General features: G+C 38.8%; 16 protein-coding genes and 1 pseudogene. 14 read left to right on the top strand and 3 right to left on the bottom strand.

Features of this window, described 5'->3' with window-relative positions:
* Positions 1-195 precede the first annotated feature (195 nt).
* Complete coding sequence (locus ACSKT4_RS12540; protein WP_186868050.1) at positions 196-1401, bottom strand: PLL family lectin; 1206 nt, start codon at positions 1399-1401, stop codon at positions 196-198.
* Positions 1402-1593: 192 nt separating this feature from the next.
* Between ACSKT4_RS12540 and ACSKT4_RS12535 the strand changes: the two genes are divergently transcribed.
* The 6 genes and pseudogenes from ACSKT4_RS12535 to ACSKT4_RS12510 all read left to right on the top strand — a co-directional run bounded on the left by ACSKT4_RS12535 (position 1594) and on the right by ACSKT4_RS12510 (position 6548).
* The gene (locus tag ACSKT4_RS12535; protein WP_366480516.1) at positions 1594-2223 is read left to right on the top strand and encodes a TerC family protein; all 630 of its coding nucleotides are present in this window, start codon (positions 1594-1596) and stop codon (positions 2221-2223) included.
* A gap of 149 nt (positions 2224-2372) precedes the next feature.
* Positions 2373-3905 (top strand): alpha/beta hydrolase, encoded by a 1533-nt coding sequence (locus ACSKT4_RS12530; RefSeq protein ID WP_186868052.1) that lies wholly within the window; start codon positions 2373-2375, stop codon positions 3903-3905.
* Positions 3906-4055: 150 nt separating this feature from the next.
* Positions 4056-4208 (top strand): anti-repressor SinI family protein, encoded by a 153-nt coding sequence (locus tag ACSKT4_RS12525; protein ID WP_186868053.1) that lies wholly within the window; start codon positions 4056-4058, stop codon positions 4206-4208.
* A 170-nt stretch (positions 4209-4378) separates the two neighbouring features.
* Complete coding sequence (locus tag ACSKT4_RS12520; protein ID WP_186868054.1) at positions 4379-5233, top strand: carbon-nitrogen hydrolase family protein; 855 nt, start codon at positions 4379-4381, stop codon at positions 5231-5233.
* A gap of 17 nt (positions 5234-5250) precedes the next feature.
* On the top strand, positions 5251-5916 hold the full coding sequence (locus ACSKT4_RS12515; protein WP_465823508.1) for a GNAT family N-acetyltransferase: 666 nt from the start codon (positions 5251-5253) through the stop codon (positions 5914-5916).
* 21 nt (positions 5917-5937) lie between these two features.
* Positions 5938-6548: pseudogene (locus ACSKT4_RS12510) on the top strand (LysE/ArgO family amino acid transporter).
* 37 nt (positions 6549-6585) lie between these two features.
* On the opposite strand, the gene ACSKT4_RS12505 reads toward ACSKT4_RS12510, so the two are convergent.
* Complete coding sequence (locus ACSKT4_RS12505; RefSeq protein ID WP_465823507.1) at positions 6586-6741, bottom strand: hypothetical protein; 156 nt, start codon at positions 6739-6741, stop codon at positions 6586-6588.
* A 529-nt stretch (positions 6742-7270) separates the two neighbouring features.
* On the opposite strand from ACSKT4_RS12505, the gene ACSKT4_RS12500 reads away from it, so the two are divergent.
* Together ACSKT4_RS12500 and ACSKT4_RS12495 are read left to right on the top strand one after the other, a co-directional pair.
* Positions 7271-8275: a DUF3231 family protein gene (locus tag ACSKT4_RS12500; protein ID WP_186868057.1), complete on the top strand. Its 1005-nt coding sequence runs from the start codon at positions 7271-7273 to the stop codon at positions 8273-8275.
* Between the two features lie 18 nt (positions 8276-8293).
* Positions 8294-8749, top strand: coding sequence for a hypothetical protein (locus ACSKT4_RS12495; RefSeq protein WP_186868058.1), 456 nt, complete (start codon positions 8294-8296; stop codon positions 8747-8749).
* 500 nt (positions 8750-9249) lie between these two features.
* Here ACSKT4_RS12495 and ACSKT4_RS12490 read toward each other — a convergent pair whose 3' ends face one another.
* Positions 9250-9969 carry a YebC/PmpR family DNA-binding transcriptional regulator gene (locus ACSKT4_RS12490; protein WP_186868059.1) on the bottom strand — a complete coding sequence of 240 codons (720 nt, stop codon included), beginning with the start codon at positions 9967-9969 and terminating at the stop codon, positions 9250-9252.
* A gap of 412 nt (positions 9970-10381) precedes the next feature.
* Between ACSKT4_RS12490 and ACSKT4_RS12485 the strand changes: the two genes are divergently transcribed.
* From ACSKT4_RS12485 to ACSKT4_RS12460, 6 genes are all read left to right on the top strand, one after another.
* Positions 10382-12277 (top strand): PrkA family serine protein kinase, encoded by a 1896-nt coding sequence (locus ACSKT4_RS12485; protein ID WP_186868060.1) that lies wholly within the window; start codon positions 10382-10384, stop codon positions 12275-12277.
* Positions 12278-12458: 181 nt separating this feature from the next.
* Positions 12459-13628, top strand: coding sequence for a sporulation protein YhbH (gene yhbH / locus ACSKT4_RS12480; RefSeq protein ID WP_465823506.1), 1170 nt, complete (start codon positions 12459-12461; stop codon positions 13626-13628).
* Between the two features lie 301 nt (positions 13629-13929).
* The gene (locus ACSKT4_RS12475; protein WP_465823504.1) at positions 13930-17655 is read left to right on the top strand and encodes a lectin-like domain-containing protein; all 3726 of its coding nucleotides are present in this window, start codon (positions 13930-13932) and stop codon (positions 17653-17655) included.
* Positions 17656-17685: 30 nt separating this feature from the next.
* Positions 17686-20790 carry an isopeptide-forming domain-containing fimbrial protein gene (locus tag ACSKT4_RS12470; RefSeq protein WP_366480632.1) on the top strand — a complete coding sequence of 1035 codons (3105 nt, stop codon included), beginning with the start codon at positions 17686-17688 and terminating at the stop codon, positions 20788-20790.
* 193 nt (positions 20791-20983) lie between these two features.
* On the top strand, positions 20984-21568 hold the full coding sequence (locus ACSKT4_RS12465; protein ID WP_186868064.1) for a class D sortase: 585 nt from the start codon (positions 20984-20986) through the stop codon (positions 21566-21568).
* Positions 21569-21953: 385 nt separating this feature from the next.
* The gene (locus tag ACSKT4_RS12460) at positions 21954-23084 is read left to right on the top strand and encodes a response regulator (protein ID WP_211740996.1); all 1131 of its coding nucleotides are present in this window, start codon (positions 21954-21956) and stop codon (positions 23082-23084) included.
* The last annotated feature ends 160 nt before the right edge of the window (positions 23085-23244 follow it).

Below are 23244 nucleotides of genomic sequence, written 5' to 3'. Positions count from 1 at the left end.
TGAACAAAATAATAACTTATATTGTATTACATAAAAGAAAGAGGTACAAATCTTTTTTTAGTTGATAGGAAAGCATCAAAATCTTTCCCAACACTATAAGAAAAAACTAACAAATTCACTAAAGTGAATATGAGCTTTTCTAAGATTAGTACCCCTTTAAAATAGATATAACAGACATCGGGGAGTATACCGTTTTTATCTTCCCCAATAGGAGTGAATCAATGACTGATTTTGTCCTCTTGCAAAGACGTCAATCCGATTTGGTCCCCAAGAAACAGCTGCAGGTGCTGAATCTAGTCTACCACCAAGGTCTTCCCAGTTTTCCCAGCGAGATCCATTCCATGATCGTTTGTATAGGCGATTACCAGTTCCGCGAACGAATACATCTAATCGGTTAGCTCGTCGAGAGGAGACAGCAGGTGCACTAGTTAAGGTGCCGCCAAGGTTTTCCCAATTGCTCCATCTCGAACCGTCCCACCACTTATGGATTAAATTGTTATTCTGTCCTCTTGCAAAGACATCAATCCGGTTCGGTCCCCAGGAAACGGCTGCAGGCTCAGAGTTTAAATTGCCACCAAGATCCTCCCACTCTTCCCAACGAGACCCATTCCATGTTCGTTTATATAGTCTATTTCCAGTACCGCGAACAAATACGTCTAACTGATTAGCTCTTCTGGAGGAAGCCGCAGGTCCGCTCGTTAGTGTCCCACCAAGGCTTTCCCAATCGCTCCACCTTGAACCATCCCACCACTTGTGGTAAAGGGCATTATCCGTTCCTCTGACAAAGACATCAATCCGATTTGGTCCCCAAGAGACCGCACCAGGTGCACTAGTTAAGACACCACCAAGGCTTTCCCAATCATTCCATCTCGAACCATCCCACCATTTATGATATAGCGCATTATCTGTACCACGAACAAATACATCTAAGCGATTGGCTTGCCAGGAAGCTACAGCAGGTGCAGAGGTAAGTGTTCCACCTAAGTCCTCCCAGCTAGACCATCCTTGCCCAGGACTAGGAGTACCACCAGCTAATTGATCTAACGTAATTTGGATGACTCTTCTCATTACCTGATCGGCAACATTTTGAGGCACATTAAATTGTCTAAATATCAGGTTAAACCAAGGTACCTGCCTTTGGAATTGATTATAGATTTGATTAGCATTTTGATTGGTGTTCGCTTGGTTGACTGTGTAGTTGATCATAAAGAAAAAGACGTAATCAACTACTTGGCGATTCATCCCAGCATTTACTAGCTGGTTGTATAGCGTATTATGTTCTGCTCGAATCGTTTGTAAAATTTGTTGAACAGTAGGCTGTTGTCTCATCTCGGTATATAATGGCTGACCATAGAACTGTACTGGTACAAACTGTGGAAAATAATACTGATAATAAAACATTCGCATTCCTCCGCTTTTTAACTAGGATATGCAGCGGGTTCATAACCTGAGAGTTAAACATAAGCCCATTTCACACGATTGTAAAAACTGTAATGATGTTATCGTTTTGGACATACATTTAATTATCAATATCTTAGGACAAGTAATATAGTGGAAGGGTGAGGATCTCTCTTGGAGCTGTTAGAGCCTTTAGTGAAAATATTAATGATTAATTTAATTCTAAGTGGTGACAATGCAATTGTTATTGCTATGGCAAGTCGCAATTTAAGACAAGATTTAAAACAGAAGGCGATTGTCTGGGGAACTCTCGGGGCTGTTATCTTTCGAATCGCATTTACGGTTATTGTCATGTATCTATTAAAGCTGCCCTTTATCCATCTAATAGGAGGTATTTTACTACTATTTGTAGCGTATAAACTTCTAGTTGATAAAGAAGCAGAAGAGAACTCAGTGAAAGTGGGCAATTCCTTAAAGGAAGCTATCGTCATTATCATTTTTGCTGATGTATTAATGAGCTTAGATAATGTGTTAGGTATTGTAGCCGTGTCAGAGGGGAATATGATGCTGGTCATTATCGGTATTATCTTGAGTATCCCAATTATGCTATTTGCTAGTCAATTTATATTACGAATGATGGAGCATTTCCCGATTGTTGTATATTTGGGGGCGGGTTTACTTGCCTGGACTGCCGGGGAAATGATGCTAGAAGAGGAATTTATCAAACAAAATGTTATCGCAGGAACTTCTATGGAACTGGCACTGCTAATTGGAATCATTATGGCAACCTTAACTATTGGTGGGTACCAAAGGAGATACCGGTAAATACACTTTGAAAGCAGGCTCTTTCACATGTTGTGGTGGGGCCTGCTATTTTTAACAAACAAAACATGTAAAAAAACAGGAATTAGCATTTTTTTACAGAATACTAGTATATATAAGTAAATTGGACTAGTGAGAGGGGGGAGATAGAATTGGCCTTTTTAACATGTGGTAATGCTCAAATTCATTATGAAAAATTAGAATCAAGGAATCCTCGTGCTACTCAGACCATTATATTCATCCACCCTACCGGATTAGACATGTATTGCTGGAACGAGATTATCCCGTTGTTCTTAGAGAACTATCATGTGGTTCGATACGATTTAAGGGGGCATGGGGACTCTACTGTAGGAGATGGTGATTTATCGATTTCCAGGCTAGCCGATGATATTCAATGCTTAGTGAATACATTAAAGCTAGATACGTATCATATTGTCGCACAAGGATTTGGTGGTGTCAGTGCTATCGAATATGCTGCAAGAGGCTTCTCCGGATTGAAAACGTTAACACTACTTGCGGTTCCAGTTCATTTTCCAAGAGAACTTGGTAAAAAAATTGTCGCGGAACGAAAGATGCAAGTAAAGGGCCATGAGACTATGCTGCATAAGGCCCAGCAGATCATCGATAAGTTTATGCTTTATCCTACACAGGAAAGGGTGGAGCGTATTCTTCAGGCATTTGAAAAAGTGACTCCACATGTTTATTTTGAGATTTTTGATGTTGATTCACTAAATCGTGCCCAACAGAATATCCAAAACATGACTATTCCAATCTTAGTCTTATCTGGTTCAGATGATGAAACGTTTCCACCAGAACTAAACTCTGCCATCTTAAATTTTAATACAAATGCAAGGTATTATACAGTGCCCTATTCATCCTTCTTAATCCAGATGGACCAGCCAAATCTCATGGTAGAGTGGATTGGGAAATTCATTATGAAGCATCAAAATAACAAGATAAATCAAGAGATAGCTAGCTATGCTCAGACGCTATATGCAGAGATGTATCGTGAAATTAGAGAAAAGATGAAGGGGAAGGCAGAAGCGACATTGCCTACATTACAAGTAAACATCATGAAAGGCTTAGACGTTTTCTTAAATGGCAAACGATTAGTAGGTGGCTGGGGGCAAAGAAAGGCAAAACAAATTCTCATGTATCTGATCATCCAGCAATCGGTAACACGAGATGAGCTATGTGACTTAGTTTGGCCTGATGTTGATTTAAAAACTGCTCGTAGTCGTTTACGTGTTTCGATTCACTATTTAAACAAACTATTAAACCCAATGTCAGATCATTACTTTTTACTCGTTACAGAAAGAGAGCATATTTTTCTACAAGCGAATATTGAATCGGATATTGTTTTACATGTTGCCGCAATTAAACGAGCACATCAGGAAACGGATATCGTAAAGAAAGTAGAACTGTATAAACGCATTGTGGCTGATCGAACAGAAAATCCCTTGCCTGGTTTATATGAGACTTGGTTTATCAATTATCGTAATTGGTTAGAAAAAGAATGGGTCGATATGGTCATGTTCTTAAGTGATTACTATGAAAGCATAGGGGATATCAAGCAAGCGCTCTATTATTGTCAAATAGCCTTGGAATATTATATCGATGATTTTATGATAACCAATCGCCAGGAATATTTAAAAAGTAAATTAGAGAAAATTAAAAATAGTTAAAATGTAATGTTAGTGTAACGGGGCTGATGGTACGATATAGCTCGGAGAAGTAAGGGCGAAATAATTAGAAATAATACGTCGCGTAGGTTTTCGGGAAAACCCAAGTGTAGCTCGAATACCTAGGTTAGCCTATTATAGGGGGGATACTATTTGAGCAATCATTTGGATCCAGAGTGGGTAATCTTAATATTGGAAGCGAAAAAGGCAGGTATCAGTATTGAGGAAATTCAAGCTTTTCTTAACCAAGACCAGCAGTTTTATCAGAAGCTAGCAGACAATGAGCAACAAAAGATATATAAATAGGATTTTTGTCTTTTCTAGTAAGAGAAGGCATTTTTTTTGCGTTTTTCTTTAGAGGATTTGGAAAGAACAATAAGGCTAAGAAAAGTCGTCCTAATAGCAAGTTTTAGTTGAAATGTTAGTATGAATGAAATATAGTACAAATATAAATTTGTGTAGAAGGAGAAAGCCTTATGAAATTACGTGTATCAGCGGTTCAATACCACTTAGAAAAAATAAATGCTTTTGAAGAATTTGCAGAACAGGTAACACACTATGTGAGAACCGCTGCAGAATATGAATCGGAATTTGTATTATTTCCGGAGTTTTTCACTGCCCAATTGCTTTCCATTTCAGATGGCACGGTGAGTCTAATGGATGAGCTACCTAATTATACAAAACAGTATATCGAGCTGTTTAAAGGACTAGCAAAAGAGACAGGTATGCACATTATCGGTGGTACACATGTTACTCGAAAAGAAGATAAATTGTATAATACAGCACATCTTTTTTATCCAGATGGGCGTGTAGCAGAGCAAGCGAAGCTACACATGACCCCAACGGAGAAAAAGGATTGGAATATCACACCTGGTGAATCGATTCAAATTTTTGAAACGGAAAAAGGAAAAATTGCGTTGTTAACCTGCTATGATATGGAATTTCCTGAAATAGTCCGAATGGTTCGTGGCATGGGGGCAGATGTTATCTTTGCTCCATCTTGTACGGATGATTTACATGGTTTTAATCGTGTTCGCTATACCTGTCACGCCCGTACGATTGAGAATCAGGTATATGTTGTCACAACAGGTACGGTTGGAGCATTACGCAATGTTGACTTTATGCGTGCCAATTACGGGCAAGCGGCAGTTATCACACCGAATGATATTCCATTTCCTAAAAACGGCATCCTCATGGAGGGTGAATTTAATCACGATATGATTATTACTGCAGATCTCGATCTTGATCTTTTATATAAGGTACGGGAAGAAGGATCTGTAACAACATGGAACGATAGACGCTTAGACTTATATCCAGACCTTAGTAAATAAGAAGGGACTGAAGCCTTATGCGTTACCGTAAGCAGCTCTATTTAAAAAGTGACAATGACTTTGAGGAAGCAGTAGTTAGGAATTATAAGCGGGAAGACTTTGATGAGTTGATAACGATTCAGTCGGAAAGTTTCCCTCCTCCTTTTCCACCGGAGCTTTGGTGGAATAAAGCACAATTAAAAAATCACATTACTTTATTCCCTGAAGGTGCTTTATGTGTGGAAGTAAATGGGGTACTGGCAGGTTCCATGACCGGATTAATAGTGAACTTTGATCCAGAACATCCAGAACACACATGGGAAGAGATTACCGACGATGGGTATATTCGTAATCATAATCCGAATGGTAATACCTTGTATGTCGTCGATATCTGTATTCGACCAGCCTTTCGTAAATTAGCGCTAGGGAAATTGCTCATGCAAGCTATGTACGAGGTGGTCATTTATAAGGATTTAGACCGTTTGCTTGGTGGGGGAAGAATGCCTGGGTATCGGAAGCATGCAGAGCGGTTATCCGCTGAAGCGTATCTAGAGGAAGTAGTTTCAGGTAAACGGAAGGATCCAGTGATTACCTTTTTATTAAATGCTGGTAGAGTACCCATCGGTGTTGTAGCGAATTATTTGGAGGATGAAGAATCCTTGAATTACGCTGCACTAATGGAGTGGAAAAACCCATTTAAATAGATTGGTTGGGGAGGGAGAAACATGTTTGAACCATTTATCCACGGTGCTCTTTTAGCATTTGGCTTAATCCTTCCTTTAGGCATTCAAAATATATTCATTTTCAATCAAGGTGCCACACAAAGTCGTTTCAGTAAAGCTTTACCAGCCGTCCATAACAGCTGCCATTTGTGATACATTACTTATCTCCTTAGCTGTTGCTGGCGTTCAGTAGTGGTTTTACGTGTCGAGGGGATGGAGCAGCTTCTATCGTTAATTGGTTTTTTCTTTCTAATGTATATGGGATGGATCATGTGGAAAAGCAATCCACAAGATGGACAAAATGAGATTGGTCCATACTCGGCTAGACGTCAAATAACATTTGCCGCTTCGGTATCCCTATTGAACCCACATGCAATATTAGATACTATTGGTGTGATTGGCATGAGCTCGGTAGTTTATGATGCACACGAAAAAGTAGTGTTTGCTTTTGCTAGTTTTTAATATCATGGCTATGGTTTTTTGGATTGGCATTAGTGGGAAGCAGGGTGAGTCAATGGATGAAGTCAGCGAGTCTAATAAAACGATTTAACCAGGCTTCGGCCTTCATTATTTGGGGCATGGCAATCTATCTTATATACCGTGTATTTATATAGAGCCTTCCTAGGTTAATCTAGGAAGGCTCTTGTCATTTTATTCGTTTTCACCTTCACCGTCTTCTGTTTCTTGTTGCTCTGTGCCGTTATCGTCTGTCGATGGATCTTCGTCATCATTTGCTGAGCATCCAAATAATACCCCAGTTGAAAGCATCATGATTAATAAAGTAAGTAATAATTTTTTCAGCTTCACCTAGATCACCTCGTTTAAATTAAATATTTGTTTCATCTTTCATTGTACAGACCAATTGTTAAGGATTATTTAAGCGGATGTAAAAATATTAACTGAATATTTTGTCGATTAATAATACCTTTATACTAGTTTTTGCAGATCATATAGGCGGAAATTCATGGATTTGAGGGAGGACTTTTGGCTGAGTTGGGATTTCATTACTTGCAGTGCCAGTAGTTGTGGTGGAGATGAATGATAGGAGGCATCAATTTATCTCTGGGAGTTGGATATACTAAAAAACTATTTAGACTCAATAGTATACTGACCCAAAATACAATATTCAGAGACATTTGTCCGGATATTCTAGAAGTAATCTCAGTGAAACTTCAGTTTTTTATTTAAGCCTAGCCGTTTTCCGCCAGTTGGAATATATTTTTGGAATTCAGAGGCTAATAATTGATCTAAATTCCTCAAAGTATTTTTAAAGTACGGTCTTTTCAGTCTTGTAATAAAAAGGTAACTATGTGGAAACCTAAAACGAGGTGATATTATGGATAAAGGAAATTTAAAGCTCACATCATCAGAAATAGGAACATTATGGATTGAATTTGTTAATGGAACTGCGATTGATACTGTTAATAGATATATGGTATCGATTATTGAAGATGAAAAAATAAAAGCATTATTTGAAGATGCAATTAACATATTTGATTCACAAAAGAATCAAATCGTTCAGTTTATTAAAGACGAGGGGTTTCCGGTTCCAGTTGGTTTTACTGAAGCAGATCTAAATAGGGGGGCTAAAAGATTGTTTTCTGACATCTTTTGCTTGCACTATTTAAATATTATGACATTACATGGACTACTAGGCCATTCGACATCACTCAGTTCTTCTGTTAGGCAGGACTTAAGACATTTCTATGATTCATGCAGTAATGATGGAATGAGCATGTATCACCGAACTACTGAGTTATTACTGGAAAAAGGGCACTTTCAACGAGATCCATATTTTTTTCCAGAACAACCTCCAGAATTTGTTTCAAGCCAACAATTTGTGGATGGAGATTTTTTGTATAAGCGACCTTTAGCATCAACAGAAATTATCGCTCTATCTCTCAATATCAAAAAAAAGATAATGGAAAAATCACTTTCAATTGGATTTAGTCAGGTTACCCAATCAAAAGATATTAGAAAGTTTTTAGAGGGAGCGCAAAACGCATCCAACCAACAAATTCAATCTCTCAGTAAAATATTAAAAGGAGACAATTTACCTGTTCCGATGTCTTGGGAAACAGAAGTAACAAATTCACAGGAATCTCCTTTTTCGGATAAGTTAATGTTGTATCATATTGGATTTTTATTACAAACTGCGCAATCCTATCACGGTGCTGGGCTTGCATCTGCAATGCGGGTTGATTTAGTAACAACATACGAGAAAATAATCTTAAAAAATCTCATGATTACTAAAGAGTGGTTCAATTTAATGACTAAATATAGATGGTTAGAACAGCCACCACTCGCCCCAAATAGAAAAGAAATTACAAGAGATAAGTAATAACCTAGGTAGTAAAAGATGAAAAAGAATGCATATGAAAAGGTAATGTGGAGTATTGTACTTCCTGGTTTCGGCCAGTTATTAAATGGTAGATATTTTAAAGGTACGCTACTAATCATGCTTGAAATTATGATTAGTGTACAAACTAACTTAAATGAAGTTATCCTGCTAAGTTTTCATGGAAAAATTGTTGATGCAATAAATGTTACAAATTATAACTGGATGTTGTTTTATCCTTGTATATACTGTTTTTCTATATGGGATTCTGTAAAGGATGCTGGGGGTGTTACTAAGCGATATTCATTTCTTCCATATGTGTTCACTGCATTTTTTACAACTATCGGATTAGTTTACTCTTCAGAATTAACGATTTTTGGAGTGATATTAGGTCCCATATGGCTCCCATTAGTATTCCTTTTTCCTGGAATAGCTGTTGGCTTAATTTTGAGAAAGATTATGATAAATATTTCATAAGAATATTATCCTGTATTCTGATTTGTTTCTTAAAAGGGAGATTTCACTGTAACTTTTAGTGGGGGCCATACATTTCCGCCAGCTGGGCCCTTTATGTATGGCCAGTTTTGAACAATACATTAGTGATAAAAAACCTCATCCATAGTGAATTAAAGGGATCATTTAAGCAGTTGTTTCCCATACGCTCAACGTAAGCAAAAAGGCAATCACAATAGAAAGTACAAGAAGATTCTAATGATTCTACAAGTTTTTTATAGTACGCTGTAAAACGCTCTTGGTCATATGGTTTAAAGTATTCTGGATAAAGATGTGCAGTAGATCATCAACATACTTGCCTAACTTGGCCATTAGCTTGTAGTCTTTTGAACAACCCTAATCATTAGAAAAACGAACCTTGGCTCGCTCTTTAGTGAATGTGTGTTAGTTGACAGGGAGGGTTTATATTTTCCTATCTTTTAAAAAAACGCCCTAATGAGTTAGGACGTTTTTTAGTCTAGTTGTTATTCACCTAAATCGACGTTATGGTATACCTGTTGGACATCATCAAGGTCTTCTAAAACATCAATTAATTTTTCGAATTGTGCTTTTGATTCATCATCTAATGTCACTTCATTTTGCGGAAGCATCGTTAATTCAGCTACTGTAAACTCAGTAATTCCGACGTTTTTAAATGCCTCTTGTACGGCATGGTATTGATCTGGTTCTGCATAAACAATAACGATCTCGTCTTCTTCTAACACATCACGAACATCGACATCTGCTTCCATTAATAGCTCCAACACTTCATCGGCAGACTTGCCCTCGATACCAAATACAGCTGTAGAGTCAAACATATAAGCAACAGAACCACTAACACCCATGTTACCACCGTTTTTACCAAAAGCAGCACGAACTTCCGATGCCGTTCTGTTTACATTATTGGTTAAGGTATCCACAATAATCATAGAACCATTAGGACCAAATCCTTCATAGCGAAGCTCATCATAGTTCTCCTCAGAACCACCCTTAGCCTTTTCAATCGCTTTATCAATAATATGCTTTGGAACACTGTATGTCTTGGCACGCTCCAAAACAACTTTTAGTGCTTGGTTAGACTCTGGGTCAGGCTCTCCTTGCTTAGCAGCTACATAAATTTCACGACCAAATTTAGCATAAATTCGACTCGTATTTTTATCCTTCTCTGCTTTTTTATCTTTAATGTTATTCCACTTACGTCCCACAAAGAACATCTCACTTTCTATATGAATCTGATTGAATTTTAATATAGTAGCTATGTTGTTTCAACTTTTAGACGTTACTATTATACACCATATCCAAGAGATTTTCTTGGGAAAGTTTTGGTTGAATAGTAGATTAATGGGGACGTGGAACTGTTGGGGCGAGGGAATTGGGGAGGGATGTGCCCAAAAGAGAGAAGATGCGCCCTAACCCGGAGAGGATGAGCCCGTCCCCAGTAAAGATGCACCCAAACGCAAGAAAGATGCCCCGACCCCTCAAGTAACGACTCACCCCCGACTCCAAACAGCTACACCCACCCTCCCCCACCCTGTCCTAACAAAACTAGTCGGAATCACGAAGGGTACTCGTGCATAAGCTATATAAACCGCGTCCAAGATGGAGGGAAGACAAAACATGGATATTCTGAACAAGGTGAAGAGCTATCGTGAGGAAGAGAATCGTATGAAATGGGAGGGTACGTTCGCGGAGTACCTGGAAATTGTGAAGGAGCGGCCTGAGGTTGCCCAGACAGCCCATTCCCGTGTTTATAACATGATTAAATCTGCTGGTGTAAAAGAACGAGATGGTCGTAAGATGTATGAGTTTTTCGGTGAGGAGATTTTTGGCCTGGAGGAGGCAATCGAGAGACTCGTTGAGGAATACTTTCATCCAGCTGCCAAACGACTAGATGTTAGAAAACGTATATTGTTATTAATGGGCCCGGTTAGTGGCGGTAAATCTACAATTGTAACCATGCTAAAAAGAGGGCTGGAAAAATATTCTCGTACGGATGAGGGTGCTGTGTATGCGATTAAAGGCTGTCCTATGCATGAGGACCCCTTGCATCTTATTCCCCAACATTTGCGAGAGGACTTTTTCCATGAATATGGCATTCGAATAGAAGGGAATCTGTCACCGCTTAATACGATGCGACTGGAAAAGGACTATGGTGGCCGTGTGGAGGATGTCATGGTAGAGCGCATCTTTTTATCAGAGGATAAGCGTGTTGGGATTGGAACCTTTAGTCCGTCCGATCCAAAGTCCCAGGATATTGCGGATTTAACTGGTAGTATTGATTTTTCAACGATTGCCGAGTATGGATCTGAATCTGACCCGAGGGCATATCGATTTGATGGCGAATTGAATAAAGCCAACCGTGGAATGATGGAGTTTCAGGAAATGCTGAAATGTGATGAGAAATTCTTGTGGCATTTACTATCGCTTACACAGGAAGGGAACTTTAAGGCAGGGAGATTTGCACTTATTTCAGCGGATGAGCTTATTGTAGCGCATACGAATGAATCGGAATATCGTTCCTTTATTTCCAATAAGAAGAATGAAGCACTGCATTCAAGAATTATTGTGATGCCAATCCCGTATAATTTACGGGTTAGTGAAGAAGAACGAATCTATGAAAAAATGATTAATCAAAGTGATATGGCACATGTCCACATCGCTCCACATGCTTTACGAGTAGCGGCTATTTTCTCGGTTTTAACGAGATTAAAAGAATCCAAGAAACAAGGGATGGATTTACTCAAGAAAATGCGATTATATGATGGTGAGAATGTGGAAGGCTTTAATCAGCTAGATGTAGAGGAGCTTAAGAAGGAATTCCCTACGGAGGGGATGGAAGGGATTGACCCTCGTTATGTGATAAACCGAATATCTTCTGCTATCATACGAAAAGAAGTGCCTTCAATCAATGCGCTGGATGTACTACGCTCTTTAAAAGAAGGCCTCGATCAACATCCATCTATTTCAGATGAAGATAAAGAGAAATATATGAATTATATTTCGGTAGCTAGAAGAGAATATGATGAAATTGCGAAGAAGGAAGTTCAAAAGGCATTTGTGTATTCGTATGAAGAATCGGCTAAATCGTTAATGAATAATTATTTAGATAATGTGGAGGCATATTGTAATAAAAATAAACTTCGTGATCCATTAACCGGAGAAGAAATGAATCCAGATGAAAAGCTGATGCGTTCTATTGAGGAGCAAATTGGTATTTCAGAAAATGCAAAGCGCTCCTTCCGTGAAGAAATTTTAATCCGAATTTCTGCTTTTGCACGAAAAGGAAAACGATTTGATTACAATTCACACGAACGATTACGCGAAGCCATTCAAAAGAAATTGTTTGCTGATTTAAAGGATGTTGTCAAAATAACGACATCGTCCAAGACACCGGATGAATCACAGTTGAAGAAAATTAATGAAGTAATTGCTAGATTAATAGATGAATATGGCTATAATTCTGTTTCTGCTAATGAGCTTTTACGCTATGTGGGAAGCTTGTTAAACCGATAGTCATACAATGGAGAAAGGTAACAAGACTTGCAAACGGGCTAGTCTTGTTACCTTTTTGTAAACCATTTTTTAAAATAGAATGCAATAATATGCGACAAGTTGCATAGTATAGAGAAAAGTATCGTAATCTTCTAAAAGAGGAGCACGATACTTTTTACTAAACAGAATGGGAGGGGATGTTGTGCAGGAAGGTAAACATAACTTTGTCATCTCTGAGGAAAACTGGTCCCTCCATCGCAAAGGCTTTCAAGATCAACAGCGTCATATGGATAAAGTTAAGGAAGCCATTAAGAATAATTTACCCGATTTAATTAGTGAAGAAGCAATCGTAATGTCCAATGGCCGAGAAGTAATCAAAATACCGATTCGTTCATTAGACGAGTATAAAATCAGGTACAATTACAATAAGTCAAAGCATGTAGGGCAAGGGGATGGAGATAGCAAAGTAGGAGATGTAGTAGCAAAAGATCCTAATGCGAAAGGACAACAAAAGCAAGGTCCTGGCGATGGAAAGAAAGCAGGCGATCAGCCTGGAAGTGACTACTATGAAGCTGAGGTATCGTTAGAGAAGCTAGAGGAGGCCCTATTTAAAGAGTTAGAGCTACCCAATTTGCAAGAGAAGGAAAAGGCTGAGATTGTAACCGAAAAGATAGAATTTAATGATATCCGAAAGAAAGGTTTAATGGGAAATATTGATAAGAAACGAACCATTCTAACCGCATTAAAACGAAATGCTAGAGAAGGAAATCCAGGTATTACCCCAATCTATAATGACGACTTGCGATTCAAAACTTGGAATGAAGAAGTGAAAAAAGAGTCCAAAGCAGTTGTTTTAGCAATGATGGATACGAGTGCCTCGATGGGGTCCTTTGAGAAGTATATGGCCAGAAGCTTCTTTTTCTGGATGAACCGATTCCTTAAAACTAAATATGAGCAAGTTGATATCGCCTTTATTGCTCATCATACAGAGGCAAAGGAAGTTTCCGAAGAAGAATTTTTTACAAAAGGTGAAAGTGGTGGAACGATATGTTCTTCCGCCTATACGAAAGCCCTTGAATTGATTGAAGATCGCTATAATCCTTCGAGCTATAATATTTATCCTTTTCATTTTTCCGACGGTGAGAATATTACCTCTGACAATCCCAAATGTATCCGGCTTGTGAATGAAATTATGGATGTGTCCAATATGTTCGGTTATGCAGAGGTTAATATATATAATCGTCACTCCACCTTAATGCGGGCTTATAATAGCATTGAGAACCAGAAATTCCGCCATTATATTTTAAAAGAAAAACGTGATGTGTACCATGCAATGAAAAGCTTCTTCCAACAAGAGGCTGTAACCGTATAAATGATAGGATCCCTCAAGGTTTAACAATCTTGAGGGTTTTTTTGCAATGTAAAAATACAAAGTAGTAAACATAAAAGATAGTCTCAGTCAATGAATCTGGGGTTATTTTTATGGATAATTTTTACAAATGTTTGATAAGAACACAAAATTTTCAATAAATTGGTTAATTTTAACCATCTTAATCAATGCTAATTGTCCATTTTTTGTATAGGAAATTGTTGTAAAATATCTTTAAATGTCTAAATATATGCACTATTGTTGTACTTTTGTGCTTTACGTTAAAAAAGAGGGGGGTAAGTGGATGAGGATTAATAGAAAAGTAAGGGAAGGTATGCATCAAGTTTCTATTTGCTTGTTAATATTACTAGTAATGCTTTATAGTATTTTTCCATCGATAGCTCCTTTAGTTCAAGCGGAAGGTGGAGCAGCAGAAGATGTGACAGCGACTGCAACAGATAGTAAATGGTTAACATATAAATTTGATGAATTTTCCAATGAAAAATTTAATCAGTTATTTACTGTAAATGGTGCGGCAGAAGTTCCTAATGGGGCAGAATTTATCCGTTTGACCCCAGCAGAAACAATACAAAGTGGAGCGGTTTTTAATAACAATAAGCTTTGTCCTGTAAACAATTACTCTTTCAGTACTGCCTTTTCATTTATGATGAGTAATCAAAGTGCAGCAGGTCCAAGTGATGGTTTGACGTTCACACTCCAGACAGGTACAACTAGTTTAGAAGTACCAGGTGGTAGCGTGGGATACTACGGACTATCACCTAGTTTTACGATTAAGTACGATACATTTAAAAATGATGTTTATCAAGATCCCTCTGATAACTACATTGGACTCGCAACAAATGGGGAGTTAGTCAATCAGCCTGGTTGGTTTACTGATTTGAACCAATATAATGCGAGTAATGGTACCAACTTTGTTTTATCTAATGGGACTATGTATTACACGTGGATCGATTATGATAGTGTAGCTCAAACTGTTCAGGTGCTTCTAGGCACTACCCCAGACAGGGCTAGTGCAAATAAAGTATTGGATGTAGATGGCATTGACCTTAGCAATATATTTGGTGGTCAGCCATTTCACGCTGGTTTTACGGCTGCTACAGGATCTCCTAATTATGAGACTCATGATATTCATAGCTGGTATTTTGTAAATGACTATGCACCGATGACGACACTTAATCCACAAAATGATTACAAAATAGCACCAAGCAATGTGGAATTAGTTACGGAGTCGGCAAGCAGTCCGGGTGTACATAATGTTACAGTGACTTTAACAGACCCTTCAGGTAATCCGGTTGCCGGTGCAGTTCCGGATTCTTTTACGACTACTAGTGGGGAGTTAACCGGGCCGAATGGAGAGCCTTTAACTGAATTAGTGTCAGATACAGAAGGGAAAATCCATGCTTTATTGGTTAATGCTGATCATTCTACGGAAGTGACGGTTTCAGCCAATGTCAATTGTATAGAGGTTTCTGATACGATTCCAGCTACAGAACAGCCACCGGATATGGAGGAGCCACCAGTAGGGGCGTGTCCAGTACCGGTAGCATTGATTAATGGTAGTTTTGAGGAACCTACTGCTAGAATGCCAGGGGATACAGGTTCACCAGGAGCAGAGCATGCTTGGCAGTATTTCTACGAATACGAAGTTCCAGGTTGGCAAACAACTGCTTCGGATAAATTTATTCAGATTATGAAATCCGAATATCTTTTAGCAGGGATGGAAATCAATCCCCCACATGGGAATCAATATGCTGAATTAAATGCGGATCAAGTATCGGCGTTGTACCAAGATGTTGAAACGACACCAGGTCAAACCATATATTGGAGAGTAGCTCACAGGGGACTTTTAGGTGAAGATACTATGGCTGTACAAATAGGTTCAGTCGATACCCCAGCAGATGAGCTGCCAGTAATACAGGAAATAAGTACAGGAAATACTGGTTGGGAATATTATTCTGGATCTTATACAGTACCAGCTGGGCAAGCAACAACAAGATTTGCTTTTAACTCCATAGACGCAGCTGGTGGAGATCAACGTTGGGGGAATTTATTAGATGATGTTTTTCTTGGAACAAAACCATGTGTCGTTGCAGAGAAAACCGTTTCCCCAGAGGGAGAGGTTTTTGCTGGGCAAGAATTAACCTATGAAGTAACTGTTAAGAATAACGGTGGTGATATTGCAGCCGATGCAGTATTCGAAGATGCTATTCCTGAAGGTACAGAGTATGTTCCAGGTTCTTTAAAAATTATCGATGGACCAGGAGCGGGAAATCTAACGGATATAGAAGGTGATGATGCCGGTCATTTTGACGGGAAAAAAGTCATCGTAGAGTTAGGCGACTTGCCAAACACCAATAACTTACCAGATGGGATTACGGTTCAGTTTAAAGTAAAGGCGCTGGACACGGATGCTGAAAGAGAAGTTATCAACAAGGCTTTTATCAACTATAACAATCTATTAATAAATGAAAGAGAAACAACCGAAACAAATGAAACAACGAATACAATCCTACCAAGAGAGGGAATTGACGCTTGTGCAGCACCAGTAGCGTTGATTAATGGTAGTTTTGAGGAGCCAGATGTACTGAACGTTCCTGATGAGGCTGTCTATTACGATCCTGGTAGTACTTGGAAGGCTATTTATGATGATTTTGTTCCAGGATGGCAAACTACTGATAGTACAGGATCTTTAGAAGTGGGATCTCCTAAACTTGGTATATACCCTGATCCAAATAGCAAGTATCATTATATGACTAATGTTCCAGATGGGGAGCAGTATGTAGAGTTAAACGCATATGATTTTGGTCAATTGTATCAAGATGTAGAAACAACACCGGGTCAAACGATTAGCTGGCGTTTGTCACACAGAGCTGCATATGATTTCCAAACACATGGATACGATAAAATGGCTGTTAGAATAGGTTCAAATGCAACTGATCCTGCTCATCTACCGGTTGTTGAAACGATCAGTACACATACTACTGAAGGATGGGTAGAGTATCGTGGGAATTATTCAGTTCCTGCTGGCCAAACTATCACACGTTTTGGTTTTGAAGCCGTTGAGTCTGTTCTTGGGGAACCTTCATCTGGAAATTTCTTAGATAATATCTTCCTCGGGACCGAACCATGTGTGGTGGTAGAGAAAACTGTTTCTCCAGAAGGAGAGGTACTCGCTGGACAAGAATTAACCTATGAGGTAACCGTTAAGAACAACGGCGGAGATATTGCAGCAAATGCAGTATTCGAAGACGCTATTCCTGCCGGTACCAAATATGTTCCTGGTTCCTTAAAAATAATCGATGGACCAGGTACAGGGGATTTAACGGACCAAAAAGGTGACGATGCAGGTTGGTACGATGAAGAAAGTAATAACGTGATCATAGAATTAGGAGATTTACCTAATACAAACGATCTACCGAATGGCGTTACCGTACAATTTAAAGTAAAAGCACTGGTAGATGATACCGTAAGTGAAATTATCAATAAAGCAAAAATTAACTATGACAATCTATTAACCAATGAGAGTAAAACAACAGAATCAAATGAGACGACAACGGAACTCGCGTATCAGAAGCCTGTATTAGAATCTCAAAAAACCGCAGAAGTCTTTGAAAAAGCGGATGGTAATACAGACCTAGAACATCCAGAAGTAGGGGACATCTTAACCTACACGATTCAAACACGTAACACGGTAGAAGATAGTCTCGTCAAAAACCTTATTATCCGCGACGAACTTCCAGAAGGACTGGAATACGTGACGGGCACACTCAGTGTAGATGGCGTATCGGTCACAGATGAGGAAGATGATGACGCCGGTCATAGTCTAAACGGAGAAATCTTCGGTTCATTTGGGGACATCACCGATACGGAGTGGCATTCTATAACCTTCCAAGTGGAAATAGGTCCAGGACAAGCTGGTCAAGATATTAAAAACATCGCAACAGTAGATGGTGACAATATCGATGAACCAGACGAGCCAAGCGAAGAAGTTCTAGTTTATCCACGTTAACCAAAACTAGACTCCGATAAGTTCTCCAGCATCGAAGAAAAAGGTGAGGGTAACAATGATACTGAGAAATACCAAGTTGGAGATACGATTAAATACACGATCCAAGCCCGAAATACGGTCAGAGAAAGTGTTGTTGAGAACTTTGTTATTTCAGATATATTACCAGAAGGCCTTACTTATGTAGAAGGTAGTTTGGAAGTAAGCCATGACGGAATAGGAACCATGGAAGATGGAACCCTAACAGCGAACTTCGGCAATGTCACGGATGTCGAATGGCGAATCGTAACATTCCTAGCAACCATTGACGCTGGTCAATCCGGTCAAACCATCCAAAACACGGCAACTGTGGATGGAGACAATGTTGAGGAACCAGATGAGCCAAGTGAAGAGTTTCAGGTTGATCCACGTGAACCGAGATTAGAATCGGAAAAGACCTATGATATTGCAGAAAAATTTGAAGGTAATACAGATGCAGAACACCCAGAAGTGGGAGATATCTTAACCTACACGATTCAAACACGTAACATGGTAGAAGATAGTCTCGTCAAAAACCTTACCATTCGTGACGTACTTCCGGAGGGGCTGGAATATGTAGCAGAATCATTAACTGTAGACGGAGTCGCTGTCACAGATGAAGAAGACAATGATGCAGGTCACAGTGTAAATGGCGAAATCTTCGGGTCATTTGGCGACATCACCGATACCGAATGGCACAAAGTGACCTTCCAAGTGGTAGTTGGGGAAGGACAAGCTGGTCAAGATATTAAAAATATCGCCACTGTAGATGGAGACAATATCGATGAACCGGATGAGCCGAGTGAGGAAGTTCTTGTATACCCACGTGAACCGAAAGTGGAATCGGAAAAAATGGCTGAAAATGTAGAAGAAGGTAAAGAAGTTTATGAAGTAGGCGATACGATTAAGTACACGATCCAAGCTCGAAATACGGTGAAGGAAAGTGTAGTGGAAAACTTTGTTATTTCCGATGTTCTACCAGAAGGCCTTTCCTACGTAGAAGATAGCTTAGAATTAAGCCATGATGGAAGCGGCAACTTCGAAGACGGAACTATAACGGCAGCGTTTGGAGATGTCACCGATATCGAATGGCGAATCGTAACGTTCCTAGCGACGATTGATTCCGGTCAATCCGGTCAAACCATCAATAATACCGCAACGGTAGATGGAGATAATTTCGACGAGCCGGACAAACCAGCAAAAGAAATTACAGTCGATCCAAAAGAACCGAAGTTAGATTCGGAAAAATCAGCTAGTATTGCCGAAAAATTGGAAGGTAACACAGATACAGAACATGCAGAAGTAGGGGACATCTTAACCTATACGATTCAAACACGCAACACAATAGAAGATAGTCTGGTAGAAAGCCTTACTATTCGCGACACCATTCCAGAAGGCTTGGAATATGTAGTGGGGTCGCTAACTGTGGATGGCGTTTCCGTCACAGATGAAGCAGATGATGACGCCGGTCATAGTGTAGACGGTGAAATCCTCGGAGCATTTGGTGATATCACGGATACCGAATGGCACACGTTAACCTTCCAGGTAGTAGTTGGGGCTGGTCAAGCCGGTCAAGATATTATCAACATTGCATTAGTTGATGGAGAAAATGTCGATACACCAGAGGAACCAAAGCACGAGCTGCTTGTCTATCCAAGAATTCCGGTACTTGAATCCGAGAAAAGCTCTAGTATTGTGGAAAAAGGAGAAGGCAATTCGAACAATAAGGCCTACCAAGTAGGAGATACAATTGAATATACTATTCAAGCTCGCAATACTGTAAAAGAAAGTCTAGTGACTAACTTTGAAATTACGGATGTATTGCCAGAAGGACTTACCTTTATAGAAGGAAGCCTTGAAGCAAGTCATGAAGGAGTCGCTGATTTCCGTAACGGAATAATTACAGCAAAATTTGGCGATGTGTCAGATACAGAATGGCGTACTGTCACCTTCCAAGCTACGATTGATTCTGGCCAAGTTGGAAAAACACTTCAAAATATCGCGACAGTTGACGGTGGTAATATAGAAGTTCCAGATAAACCCGAAAATGAAATTACGGTTAATCCTAGAGATCCTGAACTAGAGTCAGAAAAAACGTCAGCTATTACAGAAAAAGCGGAAGGCAATTCTAACAAGGATTATGCAGAGGTTGGGGATATTCTAACCTATACCATCCAGACCCGTAATACCGTACCAGATAGTCTGGTATCCAATCTAATAATCGCTGACACAATCCCAGATGGATTGGAATATTTAACAGGTACTTTAACTGTAGATGGAAATTCTGTAACTGATGCTGAAGATGATGATGCTGGTGAGAGTATTAATGGGGAAATATTAGCTGAATTTGGCGATATTACAGATACCGAATGGCATTCTATAATCTTCCAAGTGAAAGTTAAAGAAGGACAAGCAGGTAAGGATATCACCAATATCGCAGTGGTAGAAGGTGACAATGTTACCTCATCAGATAAACCAGAAAATGAAGTAAGAATCTATCCTCGTAATCCGGAAGTTGAATCGGAGAAGACAGCAGTTAATGCTAAAGAGGGCAAGAATATTTATGAAGTAGGCGACAGGGTCATTTACACCATAAAAGCTAGAAATACAGTGCAAGATAGTGTCATTGAAGACCTTGTAATCTCGGACGCTCTACCGAAAGGACTTTCCTTTGTAGAAGGAACTATTGAGGTAAGCCATGATGGGAATGGTAGCTACAAAGATGGGACCATTACTGCAAGCTTTGGTGATGTTGCTGATACGGAGTGGAGAACCATTACCTTCCATGCCTTAATCGATTCGAAACAAACCGGTGATACAATTGAAAATATTGCAACCGTAGATGGAGGCAACATCAATAATCCAGAAACACCAATAGAAGCGATTACGATTGAAAAAGAAGTAACGAATCCTCCGGCAAAGCCAAGCCCAGAAGATGAGGATCAAAATGGCGGACCTAATCCAACAAATAATAAGGATGGAAATAGGGAAGCTCCTGTAAGTGGCAAGGAACTGCCAAAAACAGCAACTAATCACTATAATTTCCTTCTTATAGGTGCAGCATTATTTCTATTAGGTTTAGTGGTATGGATTTCAAGGAGGAAAGTAGCAAGAGACTAAAGTATTGGTAAAAGGAGATAGTCATACCAGTTAGAACAGCTGGGAGACTATCTTTCTTTTTTCACTGTTCTATACCAAAGCGCTTTTTTGTAAATATTACTTAAAATAGGATACTTTATCTATTAACATATACCCAAGAAGCAGTTATGATAAGAGTAGTTAGAATCGCGCGAAAGTTAGGTGATGAAATAGCATGGCAAAAAAGATATTTTCCTTTGTTACTGTATTATTAATTGCAGCTGGTGTTACCTTGACTGGATATTCCATATTTAATATATGGAATTCAGCCCAACAGCAGGATAAATTATTGGTAGAAGCTAAAGGGCTAATCTCAGAATCTCCACCGCAAGAAGAGGAAGAGATAGATATCCCCGATTTTCAAATAGGGGATGCAATCGGTATATTAGAAGTGCCTAAAATCGATGAGGAGCTACCAATAGTAGAGGGCACAGATAGTGAACAGCTTCGTAAAGGTGTTGGTCACTATATAGGGACTGCTTTACCTAATCAAAATGACCAGATCGTGTTATCCGGACATCGTGACACGGTATTTAAAAAATTTGACCAAATAGGTATTGGCGATCAGTTTATTGTTAAATTACAATATGGAGAATTTACCTACGAGATTGTGGATACAAAAATTGTAGATGCTGATGATCTTACGGTTATTAAGCCTACTGCGCCCGAAGAAATATTAACTGTTACAACGTGTTATCCTTTTGGCTATATTGGAGATGCACCAGAGCGTTTTATTTTTACAGCAAAAAGAGTCGACTAAACAGCCTATTTCATTTAAATACAACCGATATTATTTTAAATAGCTAGTCATAACCGTTGATGAGATTTAATCATGATTATCAACGGTTTTTTAATTTTATAAAATACTTTTATTACGTAGCTCCATGTTTTGGTTACTTTAGTAGGACTACCTGGTATTGTCTGCCTTAAATGTATAATTATCACTTGTTATAGTAGATAAAAACTTTACGAATTACCTTTTCTTCGTATCTATATTTTGGTAGTTATCCTTTAAATTATCAAGGTCGTGTTGTATGATTATCAATGAATTCTTAAATTTATAAATCCATAGTACTGTTGAATGAAAGTGTACGTTATACTAATTTATTTACATCATTGAATTGGCGAAGGGAGAGAGTGAATCAATGAAAGTGATTCTAATCGACGATGAGCATCTAGCATTAACGAGACTTGAGCATCTGTTTGCGGAATACATCGACGAAATAGAAGTGGTTGGGGCATATCAGAATGCATCACAGGCACTAAAGGAAATAGAAGTAATCTCTCCTGATGTAGTATTTTTAGATATTGAAATGCCGGGAATGAATGGTCTCGAATTAGCAGGAAAAATTCAGGAGATAAATCATCATATAGAAATCGTTTTTGTAACTGGCTATAATGAGTATGCGATAGAGGCCTTTGAATTATTTGCGTTTGATTACATATTAAAGCCTATCTTGGGAAATCGCTTGAGAAAGTCTCTAACACAATTACAGCGCCGCATTAGTAACAGTCCCTTACCTAGTACGGAGGGGGGAATGGATAAGGCTTGGATTCAATGCTTTAATCAAATTAAAGTAAAAGGACCAGATTATAAGGAAGAAGCCTTAAAGTGGCGAACATCAAAGGCGCAGGAGCTTTTCGCGTACTTGTTCCATAACAGAGGGAAAATGATTAATAAGGAGATACTGGTCGACCTACTTTGGCCATCCACTAATAATACCCAACAGCTTTATACAACTATCTATCACATTCGAAGAACCCTTAAACAGTATGGCTTAGAATCATTGTCTATTCAAAGTGGTAACGGTGGATATACTTTAACTGTTGATAATATCAAAATTGATACCGAGGAATGGGAACAACATTTAAACCAATTAGAACCGATATCGGATAAGAACTATATGGAATATGAGCATGTATTTTATGAATATAAAGGGGACTATCTGGGGGAATTTGGATATTTATGGGCAGAGGCAGAGAAAGAGCGGTTTAAACAGCTGTGGTTGAACCATAGTATAAATTTAATAAATTTTTATCAAGGTAAAGGAAACCATGAAGATGCTATTAAGATCTGCCAGAGGATACAGCAAATGTATCCTGATGTAGAAGAGAGTTACTTTGAACTGATGAAAATATATGCTACCATGAATAAACTAATAGCGGTGGAAGAGCAATATCGAAGGTTAACTAGTCTATTGACAAGAGAGCTAGGTGTAGAACCTAGTCGGATGATAAGGAATTGGTACAAGAATTGGAAGCGTAAAAAAGTATAACTCACATATAGGTTTTTTATAATAAAGAGCTTACACAAGATAGGTGAGGAATATAAGTGGAATATCCTAACGCAATGGAATTTTATCTAAAAGGGTGGTAATCATGCCATGCGAATTCTGTCGTAAAACACGAGAGAGGCTTTTTTGTGCAAAGAAAAAA

The sequence above is a fragment of the Ornithinibacillus liuyingii genome (assembly GCF_055550225.1).
Note: the sequence above shows the minus strand (reverse complement) of the source record. Positions and strands in the feature narration are given on the sequence as shown.